The sequence below is a fragment of the Lunatimonas sp. genome (genome assembly GCF_020832325.1).
Taxonomy (GTDB): Bacteria; Bacteroidota; Bacteroidia; order Cytophagales; family Cyclobacteriaceae; genus Lunatimonas.
In genome coordinates this window covers 14872-37665 of the sequence record NZ_JAFIEU010000015.1, presented here as the reverse complement: position 1 = coordinate 37665, position 22794 = coordinate 14872, and the positions used below count along the sequence as shown (strand labels likewise).

General features: G+C 47.5%; 18 protein-coding genes. 12 read left to right on the top strand and 6 right to left on the bottom strand.

Going from position 1 to position 22794, the window contains the following annotated elements:
- The first annotated feature begins 221 nt into the window (after positions 1 to 221).
- Entirely contained in the window at positions 222 to 4484 is a 4263-nt protein-coding gene (locus JJU34_RS05545; protein WP_228691337.1) for a hypothetical protein, read from the top strand.
- Between the two features lie 89 nt (positions 4485 to 4573).
- On the opposite strand, the gene JJU34_RS05540 is transcribed toward JJU34_RS05545, so the two are convergent.
- Together JJU34_RS05540 and rho are read right to left on the bottom strand one after the other, a co-directional pair.
- Positions 4574 to 6286 carry a hypothetical protein gene (locus JJU34_RS05540; protein WP_228691336.1) on the bottom strand — a complete coding sequence of 571 codons (1713 nt, stop codon included), beginning with the start codon at positions 6284 to 6286 and terminating at the stop codon, positions 4574 to 4576.
- Between the two features lie 277 nt (positions 6287 to 6563).
- Complete coding sequence (gene rho / locus JJU34_RS05535) at positions 6564 to 8411, bottom strand: transcription termination factor Rho (protein ID WP_228691335.1); 1848 nt, start codon at positions 8409 to 8411, stop codon at positions 6564 to 6566.
- A gap of 334 nt (positions 8412 to 8745) precedes the next feature.
- Here rho and serS point away from each other — a divergent pair, with 334 nt between their 5' ends.
- A complete protein-coding gene (gene serS / locus JJU34_RS05530; protein ID WP_228691334.1) occupies positions 8746 to 10023 on the top strand; it encodes a serine--tRNA ligase in 1278 nt (425 codons plus the stop codon).
- Positions 10024 to 10131: 108 nt separating this feature from the next.
- Here the strand turns inward: serS and JJU34_RS05525 are convergent, their stop codons facing one another.
- Both JJU34_RS05525 and JJU34_RS21670 read right to left on the bottom strand, forming a co-directional pair.
- Entirely contained in the window at positions 10132 to 11184 is a 1053-nt protein-coding gene (locus tag JJU34_RS05525; protein ID WP_228691333.1) for a dihydrodipicolinate synthase family protein, read from the bottom strand.
- Between the two features lie 70 nt (positions 11185 to 11254).
- On the bottom strand, positions 11255 to 11383 hold the full coding sequence (locus JJU34_RS21670; protein WP_301005330.1) for a hypothetical protein: 129 nt from the start codon (positions 11381 to 11383) through the stop codon (positions 11255 to 11257).
- Between JJU34_RS21670 and JJU34_RS05520 the strand changes: the two genes are divergently transcribed.
- From JJU34_RS05520 to JJU34_RS05475, 10 genes are all read left to right on the top strand, one after another.
- The gene (locus JJU34_RS05520; protein ID WP_228691332.1) at positions 11382 to 12047 is read left to right on the top strand and encodes a heme exporter protein CcmB; all 666 of its coding nucleotides are present in this window, start codon (positions 11382 to 11384) and stop codon (positions 12045 to 12047) included. The genes JJU34_RS21670 and JJU34_RS05520 overlap by 2 nt on opposite strands.
- 231 nt (positions 12048 to 12278) lie before the next feature.
- Positions 12279 to 12953, top strand: a complete 675-nt coding sequence (gene ccsA, locus JJU34_RS05515; RefSeq protein ID WP_228691331.1) for a cytochrome c biogenesis protein CcsA — start codon at positions 12279 to 12281, stop codon at positions 12951 to 12953.
- A 4-nt stretch (positions 12954 to 12957) separates the two neighbouring features.
- Positions 12958 to 13206: a CcmD family protein gene (locus tag JJU34_RS05510; RefSeq protein WP_228691330.1), complete on the top strand. Its 249-nt coding sequence runs from the start codon at positions 12958 to 12960 to the stop codon at positions 13204 to 13206.
- A gap of 104 nt (positions 13207 to 13310) precedes the next feature.
- A complete protein-coding gene (locus JJU34_RS05505) occupies positions 13311 to 13727 on the top strand; it encodes a cytochrome c maturation protein CcmE (RefSeq protein WP_228691329.1) in 417 nt (138 codons plus the stop codon).
- A gap of 36 nt (positions 13728 to 13763) precedes the next feature.
- Positions 13764 to 16292, top strand: a complete 2529-nt coding sequence (ccsA, locus tag JJU34_RS05500; RefSeq protein ID WP_228691328.1) for a cytochrome c biogenesis protein CcsA — start codon at positions 13764 to 13766, stop codon at positions 16290 to 16292.
- A 76-nt stretch (positions 16293 to 16368) separates the two neighbouring features.
- Positions 16369 to 17160 (top strand): Rossmann-like and DUF2520 domain-containing protein, encoded by a 792-nt coding sequence (locus JJU34_RS05495; protein ID WP_228691327.1) that lies wholly within the window; start codon positions 16369 to 16371, stop codon positions 17158 to 17160.
- A gap of 71 nt (positions 17161 to 17231) precedes the next feature.
- Positions 17232 to 17720 (top strand): cytidine deaminase, encoded by a 489-nt coding sequence (locus JJU34_RS05490; RefSeq protein ID WP_228691326.1) that lies wholly within the window; start codon positions 17232 to 17234, stop codon positions 17718 to 17720.
- Positions 17721 to 17724: 4 nt separating this feature from the next.
- On the top strand, positions 17725 to 18381 hold the full coding sequence (locus JJU34_RS05485; protein WP_228691325.1) for an alpha/beta hydrolase: 657 nt from the start codon (positions 17725 to 17727) through the stop codon (positions 18379 to 18381).
- 93 nt (positions 18382 to 18474) lie between these two features.
- Entirely contained in the window at positions 18475 to 19680 is a 1206-nt protein-coding gene (locus JJU34_RS05480; RefSeq protein ID WP_228691324.1) for a histidinol-phosphatase, read from the top strand.
- 123 nt (positions 19681 to 19803) lie between these two features.
- A complete protein-coding gene (locus JJU34_RS05475; RefSeq protein ID WP_228691367.1) occupies positions 19804 to 20853 on the top strand; it encodes an amidohydrolase family protein in 1050 nt (349 codons plus the stop codon).
- Positions 20854 to 20940: 87 nt separating this feature from the next.
- Here the strand turns inward: JJU34_RS05475 and JJU34_RS05470 are convergent, their stop codons facing one another.
- Both JJU34_RS05470 and JJU34_RS05465 read right to left on the bottom strand, forming a co-directional pair.
- Entirely contained in the window at positions 20941 to 21519 is a 579-nt protein-coding gene (locus tag JJU34_RS05470) for a hypothetical protein (protein ID WP_228691323.1), read from the bottom strand.
- 495 nt (positions 21520 to 22014) lie between these two features.
- Positions 22015 to 22785 carry a ThuA domain-containing protein gene (locus JJU34_RS05465; RefSeq protein WP_228691322.1) on the bottom strand — a complete coding sequence of 257 codons (771 nt, stop codon included), beginning with the start codon at positions 22783 to 22785 and terminating at the stop codon, positions 22015 to 22017.
- Positions 22786 to 22794 lie beyond the last annotated feature (9 nt).

Below are 22794 nucleotides of genomic sequence, written 5' to 3'. Positions count from 1 at the left end.
CCCATGGTATAGAACAATCTCCCTCCCAGGCCCTACGCCGAAACGCTCATGCACTTTTGCCTGTCCGGAGAGGTAGAAAAATAAATACGTGCTGCACCCACCCCTCCTCTTCTCAAATACAAAATTTTATTGATATCTTTCAGACGGATTTTTACGGTAGCCTGTATTTTTCCATTAAACAAAATCAGTAATTCGTTTACCCCGCTAGCACCGGGACTTCCATGATTTTTAAAAAAAGGTTTTGCTGGTTTTTTGTAGCGACAGCTCTATGGTCGCTTCTGCCGATTATCCTGTCCCATGCACAGATCGACAACAGGCTTCCCTTTCGACAAAGGGTAGGAAACCCTGCCCCGGAAAACAACCTTTTTCGGATCAAGGGAGATTTCACGATCATCGGCAACACCAACCTGACCCTCGCCGAATACGACGACAACAAAGAGAACTCGCTGAAAGAAATGGTTTTTGTAGACATCGACCAGGATGCCGCAACGGCAAACTCATCTTCGGCAACCTTGGTGTTTTCTCAGGAAAATGGAGCCGACCCATCCTGTTCAGACATCCTATATGCCGGTCTCTATTGGTCGGGTCGGGCCAAGGAGGGACTCGGGGTGAGTTTTGACGTACTTCAAGGCTACCTGCCCGGACAACCCCAGCAAATAGACAAGGCTGTTCAGCAACTTTATCAATACGACAGTCTTCATTATTCCAACCTTTCTTCTCTCTCCTTCTCTATAGAAGACGAAGACTATTCGCTGTATCCCTTGTTTATGCTGACTTCAAAGACAGGCCTGGAGGACATCGTGTTTGAATTCAGAAATCGCGGCCCCGACAGGGTGCGCGTTGGATTTGGCGGGTTTGATAACATGCAACCTGTCACCGGTCTGAAAATCAGCCAAACCGATACGACCATCACCGCAACCTTTGACCCGGTCACCTTTTCCGAAAACGGAATGCTTTTCTACGTGGATAAGATTACCCGCTCATCTGGCACGGGCTATGATTCCTATGTAAATGAGCACAACAGCCTAGAAATCACCATCTCCGGCACCTTTATTCCCCAAGTACCCCAAATTAAGCGGTTTGACAAGCGAAAAGTCAAAATAAAAGGTCCGTCCGCCTCGGAGTATATCGATGTCACCGCTACAGGAAACCAGATCCTATTCCCGACGAGAGACCTGCGGGACATGTATGTGGGATACGCTGATATCACCCAATACGTAAAAACCCATGGCCAAGGAGAGTATACGGTTGCCGACTTGGCCTTAACCGGGGGCATAGGAGATGCCACCGGAAACTACGGCCATTGGGGCCTGGTCGTGGTGTATCAAAACGCCGCAATGCACTGGAGGGACGTGACCATATTCGACGGGTTTGCGTTGGTACAGGCTCTTGACTTTGCAGAACATAGTGGCGAAATCAGCATAGACGGATTCGAGACCGTGAAACAGGGACCTGTAAACTTAAAACTCGGCGTCATGGCAGGAGAAGGGGACCGGACGATTGAAGGAGATTTTTTGGAAATCATCAACCAACAGGGCGAATGGACTCGACTAAGCCACCCACTCAACTCCTTCGAGAACTTCTTCAATTCCTCGATCTATACACCCGTCTCCAACCGGGACGGTTTCTTGGTACAGAATCCCAGATACCCAGAATTATTGAACAATACTGGCATCGACATTGTCCAATGGGAAATTCCCAATCCAAACAACTCGATCATAGGGAATAGTCAGACATCAACCCGATTTCGTTTCGGAACCAAGCAGGACATCTATAATATTTACGCGATGGCATTTTCGGTACGCAGCTACCTGCCAGAAATTCAGGCATTGCATCAGTTAACAGCGATAAATGACACCCTTCCAGGGGAAGAACCATCGGTAAAGCCCGGGGAGGAGATGACCTTTAGCTTGGAGATCAGAAACCGGGGAACGGAAGAAACATCAGAAACCCATGTCGTTATCCCCCTCCCATACAATACCACATTCGTAAATGCCCAAACAATGCCTTCCGACCACGGTAACATCCTTTTTAACCCGGATTTGGGTATAGCAGGTTCAATAATTTGGGAAATCGGACCGGTCCCATTGGCTACCAACCGCGACGTTCCAATTGCATCGTTGCTGTATACGCTCAAGGTTACCGAGGATTGTACCATACTGGCAAATAGCCAATGCGAAGCGACCATTTCCGTCCAGGGAGGTATTTATGGGACCGGTAAAACTACCCAAAGTACTTTTGCCAACATACCGTTTATTCAAGGTATTGAGGAAGATGGCTGTGTGGGCAAGGAGATAATTGATCCTGTGGAGCTCGCGCTGACCGGCGTAGCGGAATTTGTGGAGGCTCAATGCGGAGATGTGGAACTTACTCCGGGCTTGGGTACTATAGCCCTTCCCGATTTTTGCCAGGGAGACTCCCCTGTGGATTTGGGCACCTTGATTAAACCTACCCGTGAGGGGTTTTCTATCTTTTATTTTTCAGATGTACAAAGTCAAAGCCCATTTTACGAGTACACAGTAAATACCGGTTTGGTCGGCACAGATACGGTCTGGGTAGCAGAGGGACCCTCGATTACCTGCACAGGCCAGCGGGTACCCGTGAGATTGAATGTACGTCCAAGATCGCCAGCACCCAACGTATACAATCAACGTGTTTGCAGCGATGAGTCGGTTCTGGCCTATGGAATCCAACACAACGGGGCCTATCAGCTGCGTTACTACGTAGACAACGATCCCGAGAGCGATCCAATCTCTGGCACGCCATCTGCGGATTTGGCGGTACCTGGAATACATACTGTCTGGGTAAGTCAATTTAAAGAGAATGAGTGCGAGAGCCTGCGACGTGAGGTAAAGATAGATGTACGGGATTGCAGTTTATTTGCTGATATCAAAGTCAGTATTCAGTCGGACATTCAGGCATTTACTACTGCGGGAGAGGTGGTCACCTACACGATAGAGCTGACAAATACCGGAAAAGTGTTGCTCACAGAAATCCACCTGATGGAAAGCCGGAGCAATACGTCATGGGACATCCCGCAGTTGGAAGTAGGGGAACGGTTGAGTTTCACCGTTACCTATACAATTACCCCTGATGATTTAACCATTGGGAGTCTGTACAACTACGTCTATACAGTGGGATTTGCAAATGAATTCGGCCAGGTAAGCCACGAGGATCAGTCCACCATCTACCTGTTGCCAAGAGGATTTCTGGACTTCCAAGTCACCCCCTTCGACGAAAACTGCCCCGACCAAGGCAGCCCTACCGGGAAGATAGAGCTTAAATTCCTTTCCAGCCGTCAAAGCGGGAGTTACCTGCTCGTGAGCGAGCAAGACGGCAATGAATACAGTGGAGGGTTTGAACAACAAAATCTGCTGAACGTCAACGTGCCGGTCGGCACGTACCGTATGACCCTCATCCACCCAGACGGCTATGTGCATCGCATAAACGAGTCCTTTGAAGTCAAAAAGAAGGAACGCGTTGAATTTGCAGTTCCAGGTCCCATCGATGCTTGCCTCGCTTACACCTTCCTCGCGGATGGCTCCCTAAACCTCGACTACATTCTCCGCGGTCCCGATGGTGCCCTCATTCGTCCTAGCCAGACAAACAGCTATGAACTGGTTCAAAGTGGCACCTACACGCTGTGGGGATCAGACCCTACCGGTAGCAGGTGCCCAATGTCAAAAACCTTCCAGGCTACCATTAGCCAGCCGGCCAATCTCAGCCTTGACGTCACGCCATTTTGTGGAGACCAAGCTTTTACCACCATCCAAGTAGATGCCCAAGGGCTATTGGTGCATTGGTTCCTATTGGAAGAAGGAAAGGAAGTTCCACTGCCTTGGGCCGAAGGATACGAATTACTATTTGTGGAAATCGAAGGAGACTACTTGGCTACCCTTACCGACACGGACGGCTGCAGGGTTGCAAAAGGCCAGGCATCTATCAAACGGGCGAATGTGCTGGCCCCGGCGTTAGAACCGCTCTATAGCATTTGTTCCGCCAAAAAAGTAGGGGTAACCCTACAGGCAGGCAGGGAGTTTGCCCAATCGGAGTGGTATAGAGAGGGTATTTTGGTCAGTACCGCTCCGCTCTTTTCTGTTGAAACGGAAGGCACGTATACCTTAGTAGCGACGGATGAGTCTGGCTGCGAACACAGCGTTGGTTTTGAAGTGGAAGATAAGTGCAAATCCACTCTTCGCTATCCCAATGCAGTCGTGCCTGGTAATCCCGAAAAAGCGTTTCTGCTTTATCCCGACAATTTGGTAGAGTGGCTGGAAGTGGCTATCCAAAACCGGTGGGGAGAATTGATTTATTTTTGCCAGGATAAAACCCCCATCTCCGGCAAGCCATCTTCCTGTATGTGGGACGGCACCATCCATGGGCAGCGGGTCATCAACGGGTCCTATTCTGTCCAGATCCGGTATGAAATCAAGGGGCATGGAGAAGTTGTGGTCGAGCGAGGGGGCATTTTCGTCGTGGATTAGTCGTTTTAGAGCATGGTTTGGCCTAGCAAAAGCAAGCCATTTCATTTTCAGACCGGCTTCGATCCCTATAAAACGTCAAGCCCTATCCCTCAATGCTTCATGATTTTTAGGTGATGAACTTGGCTATCTGTTGCCACTTCGATCAGGCAAATGCCCTTAGGGGCTAATCGTATTTCCTCTGCAACCATCAGAGATAGAATCTCTAGGCTTTCAGCCTTAAGCAACTTACTGCCACTCCAGGATTTGAAAGTTGCCGAAATGGTTGTTGGTGCTGTGGCAGGCTGCTCAAAACGAATTTGAAATTTATCCCCATTGGTGGGATTGGGAAACGCAATAAGCTTCGAAGAAGTACTGGGTGCGTTATCCACCTGAACACCGATCACATCGGAATAAACCTCCTTGCCATCGTAGTCAACTTGCTTTACGCGATAGTAAACCATCCCTTTTACTGCGGGGAGACGTGAATCGAAAAAATCGTACGATGATGGAAGGTCTGACCATCCAACAGCCTGAATAACCTCCAATTCGGTGAATTCTTGGATGCCGCCTATAGACCGTTCAAGAATAAAATGGCTATTATTTTTCTCCGAAGCTGTGGTCCAGGATACTCGGACATGACTTTGAGTCTGAAAAAAAACTGCGGTCACCGATTCCCACAAAACCGGCAGGCGAACACAGCCTTCACCGTAAAAACTATCTCCTTGCACCTCAATGTTGGACGCACTCCGCTGAGTGGAGTTTGGATAATCACAAATAAACACCGCAGAGCTGTTAACTGTAGTAACGGAACCATTAGTAGCTGTTAGCCTTCCACCTATGTTAAGCTCCGAAAACTGACCGGTCTGGATTTCACCGTCTGGTAGAGTCACATTTCTGACCACGACACCACTGCTGTTTTGTGCAAGTGTCAGTCGAGCCCCCCCACTCATCTCAAGACCCTCATCCAATCGAAAGCTCGCCGAATTCTCTAGTCGAAACCTGGAACCATTGGAGAAACTTACCTGCTGGCCCAAAATGGCCGTCGCAAAATCCTTCATTTGAATAGCACCATTTTGTCTGGCTTCTGTCTTTCCGCCCACCACCAACTTCGAACTTCCATTAAGATCCAACAACCCTCCAGCCAGGGTTAAATCATTGACTACTTCGATGGAGGCCTGCAACCCCGTCGCATTCACCGTTCCTCCGGATGAAAAGGCCAATTCCCCTGTTTGAAATTTACCCTGTATGTTCAGCGTAGCATTGGTTCTTAAGGTAGTCTCACCTTTTACAATCAGCTCTGCCCCTTCTTCCACCGTTACTACCGGACTGCTATTTCCAATAAATAGATCGTCTACTACCCACTTAGCCCCTCTCGGAATCGTCAAAGATACAGCCCGATCCAGCCTCAGCGTACCTCCAATATGCAGCTCCGCTCCCGACTCCATCCGGATGTAAGGAGCGGAGCCACCACCTCCACTCATGGTCACATCCCCGGAAAAATCCAATCTTCCACTAGAAGCAATTTCCACCCCTGCAAAGACGCCGGAGCCGAAATTATTGATATTTCCGTTGTAAACAACATGGTGCCGAACAAGCACAGATACGGCACATCCATTGTTTTTAGATGTCGGAGGAAAACCGGTGGAATTATTCCGATTGCAATTGTCACCGATAGACCATACTGATGCATCCTGCCAATCGCCATTTTTAACAGAGGTAAAAACCTGGGCACGCACTGACCCAGCATAGCCAAACACCAATCCCAAAAAAATGCCGACAAAAAGGAGTGTAAATCGGTTGGTAAGTTGATGCTGCTGTGACATAAGTACTGGTTTTATATGGTTGACAGAAACAAACCTACAGCGGATAGTCTGTTCATTTTAAATTAATCGTCAAACCTGGAAAATAGACCGGTGAACCTCTTTAAATAAGAGGTGAAAAAAATTTGAAATGCTTTTTTTGATATTTAAAACGCTTTTTAATAACTACATGACCAATATTGTGGACTACCCACTATTACGCTATTCAGTCGGTACAAAAAAAGAAATCCTGCTCTATTGCTAAAGCAGGATCCATTATTTTGTAGTATATCGGAGAATACTATCCGTTCATACTGATCAAAAATTCGGCGTTGTCACGGGTACCGCGCATACGCTGCAACAAAAATTCCATTGCCTCTTGCGATGTCATGTCAGACATCAATTTACGGAGTATCCATACCCGCTGCATTTCCTCTTTGTCCATTAATAGATCTTCCCTACGTGTACCCGATCCAGGCACGTCAATGGCAGGATAGATCCTCCTATTGGATAATTTCCTATCCAAGGAAAGTTCCATATTACCGGTTCCCTTAAATTCCTCGAAGATTACTTCGTCCATTTTGGAACCTGTCTCTACCAATGCCGTGGCAATAATGGTCAGAGACCCTCCGTTTTCCACGTTCCGGGCCGCACCAAAAAAGCGCTTTGGCTTGTGCAGCGCATTGGCATCCACACCACCAGAGAGAATTTTACCGGAAGATGGGACTACGGTATTGTGCGCACGTGCCAAACGGGTGATGGAATCCAGCAGGATGACCACATCATGACCACATTCTACCATTCGTTTCGCCTTTTCAAGCACCAAAGACGCCACCTTTACGTGACGCTCAGCCTGCTCGTCGAATGTGGACGAAATCACCTCAGCTTTTACGGAGCGGGCCATGTCGGTTACTTCTTCAGGCCGCTCGTCGATAAGCAGGATCATCAGATGAACTTCCGGATGGTTTTCAGCGATGGCATTTGCTATCTTTTGTAAAAGAACCGTTTTACCGGTTTTGGGCTGTGCCACGATCATACCCCGCTGCCCCTTACCAATGGGTGCAAACAGGTCCACAATTCGTGTGGAATAGTTGTCCGGTGTAGTAGTCAGTTTCAGGCGTTCTTCGGGAAATAATGGGGTAAGGTATTCAAAAGGAATCCTATCCCTGATCTCATCCGTGGTTTTTCCATTAACAGAGATCACTTTCAGCAAGGCAAAGTACTTTTCCCCTTCTTTAGGTGGACGGATCTGTCCCTTGATGTTATCACCGGTTTTCAGTCCAAAAAGCTTAATTTGAGAAGGGGAAACATAGATATCATCCGGCGAAGCCAGGTAATTGTAATCCAAAGAACGAAGAAACCCGTACCCATCGGACATAATTTCCAGTACGCCCACGTTTTCAATGATGCCGTCAAAGTCCTTGATGGTCATTGCAATTTTTTTCTTAGACATGTAGGGCGCCGGAGAGTCAGAAGCCGGAATTTGCGGCTGCTCTTCGAAGTCCTTCATATTTTTTCTTTTGGGAAGCTCAACTTCCGAAGAGGAACTTGCCTCCGAAGCCATCCTTTCCTCTTCCAAATCCACAACAGCCCTTCTTCTAGGCCGGAAGCTTCTGGATTTTTGATCGTCACCTGAAGCAGTCGCCTGTTCCTTTTTGGCTTCAGCGGGAGCTGAACTATTCTCCGGCTTAGCTACCGGCTCCTTTGCAGGTGTGGGATCCTTGCGTTCTTCCGCCTTCGGTGCGATACGATCTTCCCGCTTCCTAGGTCTGTTTTCCCTGTTTTCACGAGGTGTAGGCTTTGATGCGGGCTCTTCTTTGTCTGTTGCTGCTGAATTGCTTTCGGGTGTCTCTTTCGGGATTTCCGTCACGTTTTGCCTTCGGAACTTGGGCTTCTCTTCTTTAGCGGAAACGGCCTGATCGGTAGGGTCACTTTTAGGGGTAACGGAGGCGGGGACGGGCTCCTCCACCTCTACTTTGGAGGGCTTTTTCTTGGGGAGATCGGTCTCGGGTAAAATAGCCTGCTGATCGAGGATGGCATAGACTAGTTCATCCTTCTTTAGCGACTTAAAATTTTTCACGCCAAGTTCTTCGGCTATTTCCTTGAGTTCGGACAACAGCCTAATTCGTAATTCTTCTATGTTATACATAAAAAACGTATGAGGGTAATATCAACTGATTAAATGTGAGTGATGTATATCTTGATTGCTGTAAAAAGGTACTCAGATTATACTAAAATCTCCAGGAATGGGATTTTGGACACAATGACGCTACAATATTACAGTAACATAAATTAAAACGCAAACATTAGCAAAAATGTTGCGATTCATGCGGAAACACAAAGGTAATCAAAAAACACCAATTTCACGTAAGAATTTTCACGTTTACAAAAAACAGGGGACACAGCGCTTTCTTAGGTACCTGTAGGGGAAATGCTTATCTTTGTGGCAAAATCAAAGAGAGACTTCCCATTACACGTATTTTATGCTGCAAGTATCGTTTATAAGAGAGAATTTTGACCAAGCTGTGCTGGGCCTACGCAAACGGAACCTGAACGACGCAGAAGCGCTGCTCAAGCAAGCGATTGAACTTGACGACGATCGCAAAAGCATTCAACTGCAACGCGATCAGCTTCAAGCAGAGTCCAACAGCATCTCCAAGTCTATCGGCCAACTCATGAAAAGCGGTCAAATAGCCGAAGCGGAAAAAGTGAAGTCACGCACCAGTGAAATCAAGCTTCAGGTAAAGGAACTGGAGGTCAGCTACACCGAAAAGGAATTGCAACTAACCCAACTTTTGTATACGCTGCCCAATATCCCGCATGAATCCGTACCGGCGGGCAAATCAGCCGATGACAATGAGATCGTTCTCTCCCATGGTGCCATACCCGTATTGAATGTAGACGAGAAGCTGGCCCATTGGGACCTGATCAAAAAATACGATATCATCGATTTTGAATTGGGCGTGAAAATTTCCGGAGCAGGGTTTCCCGTATATAAAGGAAAGGGCGCACGGCTACAACGGGCATTGATCAACTTTTTCTTGGATGAAGCCCTACAGGCAGGATATGTAGAAATACAACCTCCCATCCTCGTCAATGAAGACAGTGGCTACGGCACCGGGCAACTTCCCGACAAGGAGGGGCAAATGTATTTTGCAACCGAAGACAACCTGTACCTCATTCCCACGGCTGAGGTGCCCATCACCAATATCTATCGAAATGAAATAGTTCAGGAAGAACAGCTTCCGATCAGAAATGTGGGGTACACGCCTTGCTTCAGACGGGAGGCAGGCAGTTGGGGAGCTCATGTGCGCGGCCTAAACCGCCTGCATCAGTTCGACAAAGTAGAGATTGTCCACATCTCCCATCCAGACAAATCCTATGAAGCGCTGGAAGAAATGAGTGCCTACGTACAAGGCCTGCTTAAAAAGCTAGGGCTGCCCTACCGCGTGTTGAGGCTATGTGGCGGAGACATGGGCTTTACTTCTGCACTTACCTATGACATGGAAGTATTTTCCGCTGCCCAGGAAAGGTGGCTGGAAGTAAGCTCCGTCAGCAACTTTGAGGCGTTTCAGGCAAATAGGCTAAAACTACGCTTCAGGGACGAAAGTAAAAAGATGAACCTAGCGCATACCCTAAATGGAAGTGCACTCGCATTGCCCCGGATTGTAGCAGCCATACTGGAAAACAACCAACAAGCAGCGGGCATCAAAATGCCGGAAGTGCTCGTTCCCTACTTGGGATTCGAGTGGATCCAGTAAAAACAGCACTACCATCGTACCAAAAAGGTCTTGATTCCACTCATCGGTGGAATCAAGACCTTTCTTTTTGCCTCAGTGAGGGGGCTTTCCTCTAGCTTGTCTGACCGCTCATATTCCCAATCGCTCCTGCCAACCTTTCACCTCGGCCACCAACTCGTCCAATACCTGCATTTGTGCCCTTTCCAAAGGACCTTCGGTGCTGCGGCACTTTACGGGTGTCTCAAAGCCCCGTTTGGATAAAAAGTAGCGCGCTCCAAGCTGGTATTGCCGTCCGATCTTTTGCTCTGCCACCCTGAGTTGTTCCTGTAGCCAATCCACATCGCTTCGGCGGCTTGGATTTGCGGCATGGTCGCACATCCATGAGATGATTTCCGGGTAAAAATTACCAGCGATTGGAGAAAGCCCTGCACCTCCATACTGCAACGAAGCTGCTGCACTGCCGATATGCGCATTGTAAATTCCTAGTTCAGTTCCCTCACTTTTATCCAGCTTGGCTCGTATTTGATCGATGTCTTCGGTGGTATCCTTGTGATAAATAAACCGGTCAGACGCTACCATGAAATCCATAACCTCCGGGGTCACAATGCGCTTATAGGGTGAGGGGCACTCGTAAGTACCTAGTGGGATTCCCGACGTCTGCGATAAAAACTCATCGAGCCGTTGGATCAAGTGTTCGTCTGACTCGGACTTTTCCGCAAAATGACTGGTAATCAAGATCACGGCATCTACTCCTGTGTCGTGCATTTTCCTGGCAAAATCCGCCTGATCCCCGATGCTATCCCCAAACGATCCCGTCGCCACTACGGGAATTTTGCCTCCAACATGATTTACCACATAGCTAGTCAGTTGAATTCGCTCTTCATCGGACAGGTGATACATTTCACTGCTCAGGCAGTTGGCAAAAAAGCCCTTCGCACCTGCCTGTAGGTAATAGTCCATCAGACGGCTCATGCCACTATAGTCTATCGATCCATCTGCCCGGTAAACTGTCAACATCACAGGAACAAACCGGTGGGGAGCCGAAGGTGGTATTGGAGAGCCAGGCAATCGGGAGCTAAATGACTGACCTATAGCATCCATACCAACAGATGCCATTCCCAAGCCCATACCAAGCTTGCTTAAAAAGTTTCTTCTCGACACGTCAACAGGCAATTTCATCATGCATGGGGTTAGTGTGTAACTAGCGTTCATTTAGTCATAGTGTAAAAGGGTAAGCGATTCGATGGCTCCCTTACACCTGCTCTATGGCATACTGCCAAGCCCCCAAAATAGACCAGTCTATCACAGGTTTTTCTCTCCTATCTCTTTTGACGTGCCAAATACGGTACTTTACCAATACTTTGTATCTTTGCCGCATCATGTGGGAGGAAATCATCGCTTTGGTAAAGAAAGAGGCTACGCTGGAGTGGCGGCAAAAATACGCCCTAAACGGCATATTGCTCTACGTGATCAGCGCGGTCTACGTCACCTACTTGAGCGTGGGGGTAAAAGGCGGAGCGCTACAGGTCCCCACTTGGAACGCCTTATATTGGATTATCATCCTTTTCTCTGCCGTCAACGCAGTGGCCAAGAGTTTTATCCAGGAGAGCCAAGGCAGACAATTGTACTACTATATGATCGCCTCACCTGAAGCCATCATCCTTTCCAAAACCCTCTACAATACCGGGCTAACCATGGTGCTTTCCCTATTGGGATACTCCGTTTTTTCGGTCGTAATGGGAAATCCGGTTCAGGATCAATTCCTGTTTTTGTTAAATCTGCTATTGGGAGCCATAGGGTTTTCTTCCTGCCTCACCATGGTGTCTTCCATTGCAGGCAAAGCCGGTAACAACGGTACACTGATGGCCATACTGAGTTTCCCCATCCTCATCCCCATTCTGCTCCTTACTATTCAAATTTCCCAAAACGCGATAGACGGCCTGGACCGGAGTGTCAGCTACGATAAAATCATCACACTACTGGCTATCAATGGGTTAATTGGCGCGTCTTCCTACATACTCTTTCCTTACCTCTGGAAAAGCTAACCGGATAGACCGACCAGCCCTGCAAAATAACTGCCCAAATAGGCCCCGCTATGCTTGGTCAAATAAACCCTGTAATGATACGGAAATAGGGATTTATACCTTACTTTTGTGTCGCCCCTCCTTGAAACTGAACATCCTGGAAGGGTCACACGTAAAGGTGATTACTAGACAAGAAAAATTGCCATTCCGACACCCTGCGGGTATAGGGCAAATGAAAATCAATACATAGGTATGAAAGCAACTTGGTGGAAAGTGTTGGCTATTGTCCTGTTGGCTTACACCGTCATTGCAGGAATCTTGGCGGACGTTCCGAGACTCCCCATTCTCAACGAAACGATCCGCGCCCTGTATTTTCATGTCACCATGTGGTTCAGCATGATTATTATGCTCACGGTAGGCATTGTATACAGCATACGCTTTTTGAAAAACAATCGGCTGGAGGATGATGACATGGCTGTGGAGTTCACGAATGGCGCTATCTTATTTGGTGTCATCGGCATCGTCACCGGCAGCCTTTGGGCCCGTTTCACCTGGGGAGCCTATTGGACTAACGACCCTAAGTTGAATGCCGCAGCAGTAGGGCTACTGATGTATTTCGCCTACCTTATCCTGAGAAACTCCCTAACGGACATGCATCAGCGGGCAAAAATCAGCGCCGTATATAGCATCTTCGCCTACGCTGCATTTATCCCCCTCATATTTATTCTGCCCCGACTAACCGACAGCCTTCATCCCGGAAATGGTGGAAACCCAGGATTCAATGCGTACGACATGGACAGTCAGCTTCGGATGGTCTTTTATCCGGCGATTATCGGATGGACACTCTTGGGTACCTGGATCAGTACCGTACGCGTAAGGGTACGGCGATTGGAGCGAAAAATGGAGGAAACGTTAATTAACCAATAGACAGATGAAAAAATTGTTATTCATTTCGCTGATCATGCTTTCCCTTTCTCTACAGGCGCAGGATAAAATCGAAATAACTGGAGAGGATTACCAAAACACAGGAGTAGAGATGGCCGACATCATGCGATCAAATGGCAAAATCTTCGTTTTGGTGGGAATAATTGGAATTGTTTTGGGTGGAATTTTGGTTTATGTGATACAAACCGACCGAAAGATCTCCAAATTGGAAGAGCAATATAAAGAGCTCTCCTAATACCGAGAAAACTACTACCGTCAGAGGGAGGAAGAATCATCTAAGAATGAGCCTGCATTCCTGAAAAAAACGGTCGTGTAACACGTTATAAAAAATATTTACAGATGAAGAAAGGACATATCATTGGACTGGGTATCATTGGCATAGCCATTATGATCATTATCACCTCCATAGGAGATGCCAGTACATACGAGAGTTTCTCGACTGCCCGCATGTTGGCCAGTAACGGAGACCTGAAAGCGATTCACGTCGTGGGTGAGCTCAAAAAGAACGAAGCAGGAAAAGTGGTAGGCATAGAGGTGGGAGAAGACAAAACCTCCTTCACCTTCCTGATGGTAGATAACGATGGCACCGAGCAGCGTGTATATTACAATGAACCAGTCCCTGCCGACTTCGAGCGTTCCGAGCAGGTGGTCGTGATTGGTTCGTACAAAAACGAATCCATCTTTGTGGCCGAAAAAATTCTGATGAAATGCCCTTCTAAATACCAGGAGACAGACGTTCAAGCTGCTTCCATGTGATTCCGTTTCCCACCTTATTAATCAACCCAAAGGATAATGATCAATACCTTCGTTGGTAATTTGGGGCACATGATGACGATCGTCGCTTTTGTGACAGCCATCATCACTGCCTTTTCCTACTTTCAATACATCAAAGCAGCGGAGCTTGAAAAGGCTTCTTGGAGGAAGTTTAGCCGCATCGTCTTTTATGTGCACGCTGTTGCCAGCGTGGGGATGGCCGTGGCTTTGTTTGAAATAATCTACAGCCACCGTTTCGAGTATTTCTACGCCTATTCGCATTCTTCCATGGCACTTCCGGTGCATTACATGATTTCCAGTTTTTGGGAAGGACAAGAAGGTGCATTTATTCTGTGGATATTTTGGAACGTGGTGCTTGGGCTCATTCTCATTCATACCAACAAGTTTTGGGAAGGCCCTGTGATGTTGGTATTTGCGTTGGTGCAGGCATTTCTGGTTTCGATGATTTTGGGAGTAGTGATCGGCGACCTAAAAATCGGAAGTTCCCCCTTCATCTTATTGCGAGACGTGTCAGACGCCCCCATCTTCCAGATCAACCCGGATTTTATCCCGCAGGATGGCACCGGATTGAACCCCCTACTCCAGAACATCTGGATGGTAATCCACCCTCCTACCCTATTTTTGGGGTATGCCTCCACATTGGTTCCCTTCGCCTACCTAATGGGTGGACTGATTATGAAAAAATATTCCGAGTGGGTCAGACCTGCACTCCCATGGGCGATATTTTCTGCCATGATATTGGGAATGGGGATCATCATGGGGGCTTATTGGGCGTATGTTACGCTGAACTTTGGAGGGTACTGGAACTGGGACCCCGTAGAAAATGCCGTATATGTGCCCTGGCTGGTGATGGTTGCGGCCATACACACCATGATCACCTATAAGAAAAGTAGTACTGCACTCAAGACTTCTATCGTCTTGGTCATCAGTTCCTTTATATTGGTGCTCTATGCTACTTTCTTGGTCCGTAGCGGAGTGCTGGGTGACTCATCCGTGCACTCTTTTACCGATCTGGGGCTTTCGGGGCAGCTGTTGATCTATATGTTGTTCTTTCTCTTTGCGGCAGTTTTCTTTGCCGTCAAGGAATGGAAACACATCCCGACTTCTGAAAAGGAGGCCTCTGTATATTCCAGGGAGTTTTGGATTTTTATTGGGGCTACCACATTGGGTTTGATGGCTTTTCAAGTAATCGTACCTACCTCTATACCTGTTTATAATGCAATCGTAGAAGGATTGGGTGGCATATCCAACATGGCTCCACCTGCCGACCAAGTAGGTTTTTATACCAAATTCCAACTTTGGTTTGCCGTTGCCTTGGCGTTATTGACCGGCATTGGCCAGTATTTCTGGTGGAACAAGATGGACAAAAAGGATCTGAAGGAGGCCTTGGTGACCCCTTACATCATATCCATGATTTTGGCGGCGATCATCATCACGCTCGGAAAGGTCTACGACATTAGCTATATCGTGGTGGTTCTGGCAGGTGCATTTACCATCGTCGCAAATGGGTCTATTTTGATCAAGTTGATTAAGTCGGGTTCCCTAAAACTCACCGGGGGATCAATGGCGCATATAGGGCTGGGCATGGTACTGATTGGCGTGATGTTCTCCTCGGGATATTCTGACACCATCTCCATTAACATGTCTGGATTGACCTATAAGAAAGATTGGGAGGACGAACTCAACAAACAAAACGTACTTTTATGGATTAACAAACCCCTTCAGATGAAGGAGTACGAAGTGATTTACCGCGGGCGCCATAAGAAAGTATCGGGGGTACCGGGGTATGTAAAGGCAGATTTGTTGGAGTCTACCGACGGTGTCAATCAGGCCATTGCGCTAGATGATATCCGGGTAAAAGACAGGCTGTACCACCGAAAAGGGGACACGGTGGACATCGTCTTGGAACAAAACAGCTACTTTAAGGTAGAGTACTACCAGAACGATGAATTGAAATTTACGCTGTATCCCATGTCACAGCCAAATCCTACCATGGGATTGATCTCTTCGCCGGATTCCAAGCGTTATTTATCCAGAGACTTGTATACCCACGTTTCTGCTATCAACGATTATACCGATCCCGAATGGAAGGATGATCAATTCGAAGGTGCAGCACCGGGTGAGCAGTTTTTCATCAATGATTTTGTGACGTATTTTGAAGGCGCAGAAATTGTGAAAGATGTGGAAGGAATGGATCTCATGGAAGGGGATATCGCCGTAAAAGCCACTCTGATTATCAATGATTACGATGTGGAAAAAAGGCTGGAGCCCATCTTCCTTATTCGCGGAAATCAGGTAGGAAAAATCTCCCATGTGGATCATGATCTCGGCATCAAGGTTGAAATAGAAAACATTCTCCCGGAAGAAAATAAGTTCATGTTTAAATACAACACCTACCAAAAGGACTATGTGGTGATGAAAGCGTCAGTTAAGCCCTTTATCAATGTCCTTTGGTTGGGGACCATTATCATGCTGATCGGGTTTACTGTGGCCATTTACCGCCGGTACGATGAGTTTACCAAAATGCGAAACAAAGGGTTGGAATAAATTTTCGAGACATATTGACTATCTTCATAGCCCCTGACCTTGTCTGGGGCTTTGTTGTTGTAAATTCACTGGAACGATGGAATTTAAAATCGCCATACTAGGTACCGGAAACGTTGCTTGGCACCTAAGTGGGGCGCTGGAAAGCGCCGGGCACATCATCACGGAGGTCTACGGACGAAACCTGCAGCATGCCGAAAAAATAACCGATCGACTCTATGCTACCGAAGCAAAGGACGATCTAGACTTTAGCGAAAGCGAAGCTGAAATCTTTATCCTTGCGGTGTGTGACCAAGCCATTGCATCCCTAGCAGATGCCGTGATTTTGCCCGAAGGCAGTATATTGGTACACACAAGCGGTAGCATGCCGCTAGAAATCCTTGGCTATAGCTCCGCGTCCTATACCGGCATTCTATACCCCCTACAGTCCTTTAGCAAACACCATCGGTTGGATTTTTCAGACGTAGCACTCCTATTGGAATCCGACGACGCAGACACGCTGAAAAAACTACGCAAACTAGCCGGCAGTTTGAAGTCGCCGCACTATACGGTCAAAAGTAAAGACCGAAAGGCTGTACACGTGGCCGCGGTTTTCGCCAGCAATTTTACCAATCACCTGATCGGCATTGCCGAAGGAATCATGGAACGTCAGAGCCTGGACTTTGAAATGCTCAAACCCCTGATTATAGAACAAATCAGCAAAGCTTTAGAGATCGGCGCTACAAGAGCCCAAACGGGACCGGCCCTGCGAGAGGATCTTGATACGCTTGAAAGCCACCATCACTTCCTTCAATACGACGAACAACTGGCGGAGATTTACCGTATAATCTCCCAAAACATACTGGACGCTTCGTCTTCCCGAGGGTTTTAATAGCCCCGAAAGATCTCTATGGCAAATGCTGAATCGGCATTGCCCCATGTGAATAGTACAAACTACAACCTATGCCTCCAAAAAAAATTAAACAGGTCAGCGAGTTGACAGAATGGGAATGGGAGGAGTTGGATTCTGGCAAGCAATCGTTGGTGTCCGCAGCGCAAAAAGCGCTAGAAACGGCTTATGCCCCTTACTCTCAGTTTTTAGTTGGCGCTGCTGTATTGCTGGACAACGAAAACGTCTTTGCCGCGAGCAATCAGGAAAACGTTTCTTTTCCCGTAGGAACCTGCGCTGAACGGCTTGCATTAGGGTATGCCTATGGGCAGTTCCCCAAAGCCAAACCCTTAAAAATTGCCATAGCTGCCCGGCGAACATCCGACCTCTCTACCTACGCGGCCGTGACTCCCTGTGGGATGTGCCGCCAAAGCATTAGCGAGTACGAAGTTTTATTCGGGCAGGAGATGGAGATCCTCATCCTGACACCCCAAAAAACGGTACTGATCGGTGAGGGGATCAAACAGTTCCTGCCCTTTAAGTTCGAAGACCTCAATCGCTAACTCCATGAACTCCTTTTATCAAGGAAAGGCCCGTTTTTCATACGACAAATCTTACCTGTGCTCGTCCAAACCAGGTCTTGGGGTCCTAGAGATTTGGATGGTATTGCATGGCTATGGCCAATTGGCACCCTTTTTTTTACGTAAATTCCGACCGCTATTCCACCCGGAAAGACTTATTATCGCCCCCGAAGGTATCAACCATTTTTATCAAGAGGGATATTCCGGGAGGGTAGGTGCCAACTGGATGACTTCCCATGAAAGAGAAAATGACATCAAAAACACCCTATCGTACTTGGACGAGGTCCTGATAGAAACGCTTCAGCAAATACCCATCACCCCCACTATCAATGTACTGGGTTTTTCCCAAGGCGCGGCAACCCTTAGTCGTTGGGTTGCCCAGTCCGCCCATCCCGTAAAAAAACTGGTGCTTTGGGGAGGGGGACTGGCACACGATCTGGATGTGGCAGCCTTTCGTGAAAACATATCCAACACCTCCATAATCCTCGCAGTTGGCAACCGGGACGAATTCCTTACACCCGAAAGACAGCGGGAGCAGGAAACCCTTTGGAGCGAGGTAAATCCGGGAAATCGGCAGATAAAAACCTATGACGGCGGACACGAGTTGGACGATCGGCTATTGTATGAGATTTTTACCACCTAGCTTTTCTTGGCAAAGGTTCCTTTCATTTGCTTATCCAGATTAAAAAAAAACTTATTATATTGAAAGGCTATTAAAATCTAACCGATTAGAAACATGCTTTTCAAAACTCCGCATTTTCTTTTCCCAACGCTGCTTCTCGCCATTATCCTACAGGGCTGCGGGCAGCCTGAAGAGGAAGATTCCCGAAAATGGTACAAAGGAAACCTGCATACCCACTCCTATTGGAGCGATGGAGACGAATTTCCTGAAATAATCATGGACTGGTACAAATCCCATGGCTATCATTTCGTGGCTCTGACCGACCACAACATATTTGCAGAGGGTGAAAAGTGGGTAACGATCAACGAAGACAGCGTCTACCAGACAGCCTTTCAGAAATACCTGAAGCAATATGGTGAAGACTGGGTCAATTACACCGATGAAGACGGAACTGTACAGGTGCAATTAAAAACGTATGCCGAATACGCACCCTTGTTTGAAGAAGAAGAGCGTTTTCTGATGATCCCGGCACAGGAAATTTCCGATGGATACAAAGGCAAACCCCTGCACCTGAACGTCACCAACTTGGATAAAATATTCCTGCCCACTGGTGGTGAAAGTGTGGCAGAGGTGCTCCAAAACAATATCAATGCAGTGCTAGAGCGAAGACGGGAAACCGGCCAACCCATGCTGGTACATATCAATCACCCCAACTTTCGCTGGGCAATCACCCTGCAGGATATCGTGAAGCTGAAAGGAGAGCGCTTTTTTGAAGTGTACAATGGCCACCCGCAGGTTCACAACATGGGGGATGGCCTGCGAATGGGCACCGAGCGGATGTGGGATTTCATCAACATCGCCTACATCCAAAAAGGTCAACCCCTCCTCTATGGATTGGCTACAGACGATAGCCATAATTACCACCACCTGGGAAGAGAATTTAGCAACTCCGGGCGGGGCTGGGTCATGGTATTGGCCGATTCCCTAAAACCAGGAGCATTGATTGACGCGCTGGAGGAAGGGGATTTTTACGCTACCACCGGAGTAAACTTGGACAAAATCGGCTATACAGACAACACCCTGTACGTAAAAGCTACCGAAGAATCCGGTGTGTCCTACACCATTGAATTTATTGGTTGTCGGGAAGGGGAACGTGAAACCGAAGTATTGGCTACTGTAAATGGATCAGAGGCACGCTTTGAAGTGACTCCGGACCTACTTTTTGTAAGGGCAAAAATCACCTCTACCCGCAGACAGACCAACCCCGTGGAGGACATGGAATTTGAGATGGCCTGGGTACAACCTGTCAGGCCGTCCTAGGTTGGTTTCCAGTCATTCTTATCTAAACCGAACCTCATTCAACGCATGCATTTAAAAATTATCCCCCTAGGCCTCCTGATCTTCTGTGTCGCCACTATCGATCAACTTGTGCTAGGACAGCAAATGGACTTTGAGGACTACGATCCCAAATCCACCTTAGTGGTACCCGAAAACCCCGTGTACCGTGCTAAATTCCCATTTGTAGACATACATAGTCACCAATCCAATGTAACCCAAGAGCGAATCAACCTCTTGCTACGGGAAATGGGTGAGTTAAATATGGCCACCATGGTCAATCTGAGCGGAAAATCCTTTGCTCGCGGACGCAGTGAGATCGATGCTCAAGAGTACCTGAATTCCATGATTCGACGGTTCAACGGGGTAGCACCCGGTAGGTTCGTCGTCTTCACCAACCTCTCATTTGAAAACTTCGGAAGCCCGAATTGGACCAAAAAAGCGGTTGCTGAACTGGAAACCGACGTGAAAAATGGAGCCAAGGGACTGAAGATATTCAAGAACCTGGGCCTTTCCGTTAGAGATATCAACGGAAAACGAGTACCGGTGGATCACCCTCATCTGGACCCCATCTGGGCCAAATGTGGTGAACTGGGTATTCCCGTGTTGATACACTCCGCAGACCCTGCCCCCTTCTGGGAGCCCATGAATGCCGAAAACGAACGGTGGCTAGAACTTAAGATACACCCAGGAAGGCGTAGAGGTGCCGACAACCCCGCTCCCTTTGAGCAGATCATCGCAGAACAGCACCGCGTATTCCGGAAACATCCCGCTACAACTTTCATCAATGCCCACATGGGCTGGATGGCCAATGACCTAGACAAAGCCTCAAAACACTTAGACACCTATCCCAACGTCAATTTTGGCATCGGAGCAGTGATCGCTGAATTTGGCAGACAGCCCCGGAGAGCTAGGGAATTCTTTATCCAATACCAAGACCGGCTGCTATTTGGAAAAGATGCGTACAACAAAGAAGAGTTTTACACCTACTTCCGGGTACTGGAAACCGAGGATGAATACTTCCCTTACTACAAAAAATACCACGCCTTTTGGCGCATGTATGGACTAGGTCTACCGGATGAGGTATTGAAAAAAGTGTACTACCAAAATGCCCTCCGCATCATCCCCAATATGGACAAAAGCCTGTTTCCCAATTAGCGCTGGAACAGGCCCGTAGTCGTTATCGAATAGCCCACACCCTCCGTCCGAAATTCGGAAGATGGGCGTGGGTCATTCATTAAAGGGCTAAAAATGAAAGGTTTTGGTATTTCCATTGGCATCTTTTACTTCCATATATACCTTGTCCACTGTGGTATCGGCCAGGCGATAGTCTCTGGAAAAGCCTGCATATTCCTCTACATAATCGAAATTGATTTTACGCTGGGTTCGACTATCGTAGAACGTTACTTCCGTGCCGGGTTTTTCAATACCAAACACGGTAAGTGTAATTAGCTTATTGCCTGTGGCCTTTGCGTAAGCGAATAGCTTCTTTTCAAGAGGTTTCTTAGACGTCACCGGAAAAGTAACCGCATCTTCTTTGCTGCTTACATGAACCCTGTACTCCCCTTCGGGTATTTGAGTAAGGTTAAAGGGTACAGATACCGGTTCGTTTGCGCGAAAGGATACCTTATCAATCATTTTACCCTTTTCGTTGTAAATAGAGACCGTCACTTTCCCTACTGCTTCTTTGATGATCAGATTGAAGCGTTGGTCTTTAAATTCCAGTACTGCCACTTCCTCCAGCTTCTTTTCCGGGAAAATGGGATTGGCAAATGACATAGTAGAAACCGAAATTGCAAGAAATAAGGTTATCAGCGTTTTCATGGTGTAAGAGGTTTTGGTTGACTTGTTTGTTGTTGTTTGACTCACCCATTGCCAATGCCATACCATATGCCAATTGCCCCCTCCAATAGCTAGCAGAAGCAGCTCAAAAAATGTACAAAACAGGGTCCTGTATGGCCACATAAACACTTGCCGACCTAGCTAAAATGTCTCAAAATCGGACACCTGTACAAAAAAATGCTTTCCAAACAGTACACTTTCTGCGGTAAATCTCCTCAACCTACCTCATGCAAAGGTTGCATCGCGGATCAAAAAAAAAGAATCTATTTTTCTTTACAACTCCCTAATATTCTATGGTTTAAAAATCCTTATGTTTCAGTATCGGACACTCCAATGTACCATTCTGACACATGCCCCGACCAAAGGCACAAGCAATCCTAGAGAATCCCCAAGCACCAAAAAAAAAAGCCTCCGCATTCTTTGACCGATTGGATCGAGTCACAGAATGCGGAGGCCCGTTAAAGAAAGTACCCCTCGTTAGAACGGCCTGCCTAGTGCTGCATACCAGATTCCTCCCAAAATATGGGTCAAGAAAGATTCGTCCTGAAACGCTTCGTCGGTATGTCCCAACCCGGTATAGAATATTCTCCCTCCGTCAAATACATGGTACCAAGAAATCGGATGGTCCACCATTCCCATGGATTGCCCGTTTCGCTGCCCCACATCATAGGATGTTTCGTCGAGCTTTACCAATACATTCACACTTTTATTGAAGTTCTTGAAAGCGTACCATTCGTCGGTCATCAGCCAGTTCTCCTGCAGGTGATAGGTGGATGGGTGGTTCCGGTTTACTACTTTCAGCCTGGCCGTCTGCTGATGGGGATGGTGCGCAAACTGCGCTCCAATCATGTCGTTGTACCACTTCCAGTCGTATTCGGTATCAGTGGCACTGTGGATGCCTACCACGCCTTTTCCGCTTTGGACAAACTCCTGAAAAGCCGCCTTTTGCTCGTCATTGAAGATGGTCCCGGTTGTACTCATCAAAATGATCACATCGTACTTCTCCAGCTTCTCTTTGGTGAACTCTGCTTCGTCTTCGGTGGTATATACTTGAAATCGATGCTTAGAAGCCAGCTTTTTGATAGCCATCACGCCGTCGGGAATAGATTGATGGCGGAATCCCTTGGTTTTACTAAACACCAAAGCCCTAAACTGGCTTTGTGCCTGACTTTCAGTCGTATGAAACGAAAGCAACGCCAGCATTACGATTGCTAAGGACAATGCCTTTACTCGGAAATTTTTGCTCATGGGTATTGT